Origin of the sequence: Bacteroides sp. D22 (assembly GCF_000163675.1) — a bacterium.
In the GTDB taxonomy this organism is placed as follows: Bacteria; Bacteroidota; Bacteroidia; order Bacteroidales; family Bacteroidaceae; genus Bacteroides; species Bacteroides xylanisolvens.
Map to the genome: position 1 here is coordinate 1 of NZ_GG774854.1, position 1,849 is coordinate 1,849.

A 1,849-nucleotide genomic window follows, 5' to 3' on the forward strand; every position below is an offset into this window, starting at 1 on the left:
CTCCTCCTTCCGGGAAAGGAAGGGAATTGGAGATGCAACCGACTTTTTAGTCACTCCCCTTCATCATTATGGAAAACTATTACCCCCCCTCTGCCCTACTCCTCCCACTAGCTGCACTAAGTCTCGCTTCCTGCGGCAATCAAAAGAAAGAAGAGACCAGACAACCGAACATCATTTTCATGATGACGGATGACCATACCACTCAAGCAATGTCCTGCTACGGAGGAAATTTGATTCAGACTCCTAACATGGATCGGATTGCCAACGAAGGTATCCGTTTTGACAACTGTTATGCTGTCAACGCTCTTTCAGGACCTTCACGTGCCTGCATCCTCACCGGTAAGTTCAGCCACGAGAATGGTTTTACCGATAACGCAAGTACGTTCAACGGAGATCAGCAGACATTCCCCAAACTGCTTCAACAAGCCGGATATCAGACTGCAATAGTTGGTAAATGGCATCTTATCAGTGAACCGCAAGGATTCGATCATTGGAGCATCCTTAGCGGCCAACACGAACAAGGTGACTATTACGATCCTGATTTCTGGGAAAACGGGAAGCATATTGTAGAAAAAGGATACGCTACGGATATTATCACTGATAAAGCCATTGAATTCCTCGAAGGTCGCGACAAGAACAAGCCTTTCTGCATGATGTATCATCAGAAAGCTCCGCACCGCAACTGGATGCCTGCTCCCCGTCATCTGGGTATATTCAACAATACCACTTTCCCGGAACCAGCTAATCTGTTCGACGACTATGAAGGCCGCGGAAGAGCAGCCCGTGAGCAGGATATGTCTATCGAACATACACTGACAAACGACTGGGACCTCAAATTGCTGACTCGTGAAGAAATGCTGAAAGATACCACCAACCGTCTTTACAGCGTATACAAACGTATGCCTATTGAAGTTCAGGATAAATGGGATTCTGTATATGCCGGACGCATTGCCGAATACCGCAAAGGTGACCTGAAAGGCAAATCATTAATCAGCTGGAAATATCAGCAATATATGCGTGATTATCTGGCAACAGTTCTGGCAGTAGACGAAAATATCGGCCGCCTGCTGAATTATCTCGAAAAAATTGGTGAGCTGGACAACACAATCATTGTCTACACCTCCGACCAAGGTTTCTTCCTTGGCGAACATGGCTGGTTTGACAAACGCTTTATGTATGAAGAATGTCAACGCATGCCGCTTATTATCCGTTATCCGAAAGCAATTAAAGCAGGAAGTACCAGTAATGCCATCAGCATGAATGTGGACTTTGCTCCTACATTCCTCGACTTTGCCGGAATAGAGATCCCATCAGATATCCAAGGGGCCTCCCTGAAACCCGTATTGGTGAATGAAGGCAAAACTCCTGCCGATTGGCGCAAAGCTGCTTATTATCATTACTACGAATACCCTGCTGAACATTCTGTGAAACGTCATTATGGTATTCGCACACAAGACTTCAAATTGATTCATTTCTACAACGACATCGACGAATGGGAAATGTATGACATGAAAGCTGACCCAAGAGAAATGAACAATGTCTTCGGCAAACCGGAATATGCTGAAAAACAAAAAGAGCTGATGCAACTGCTTCAGGAAACTCAAAAACAGTATAAAGATACAGACCCGGATGAAAAGGAAAAGGTTCTTTTCAAAGGTGACAGAAGACTGATGAAAAATCGCTAAATGATTATTTTGCGGAGTGCCCTGAAAGGGCTTAATTATATAGCGTAGGGCAACGCCCTACGTAAAAACGACAATCTGAATTTGCGCCCTGAAAGGGCATAATTGTATACAGTTCCGCCCTTTCAGGGCTTGTGGCTGGTGTGCTTTTTTCGTAGGGCGTTGCC

The 1,849-nt window shown here is 45.2% G+C and carries 1 protein-coding gene; it reads left to right on the forward strand.

The genetic code is table 11. The annotated features are described in order from the left end of the window. Positions 1 to 68 precede the first annotated feature (68 nt). The gene (locus tag HMPREF0106_RS00165; protein ID WP_009041314.1) at positions 69 to 1,685 is read left to right on the forward strand and encodes a sulfatase; all 1,617 of its coding nucleotides are present in this window, start codon (positions 69 to 71) and stop codon (positions 1,683 to 1,685) included. Positions 1,686 to 1,849: the final 164 nt, after the last annotated feature.

What these genes read in the sequence shown, in the direction of transcription:
- HMPREF0106_RS00165 (WP_009041314.1), top strand. Translation starts at nt 69, where the DNA reads ATGGAAAACTATTACCCCCCCTCTGCCCTACTCCTCCCACTAGCTGCA.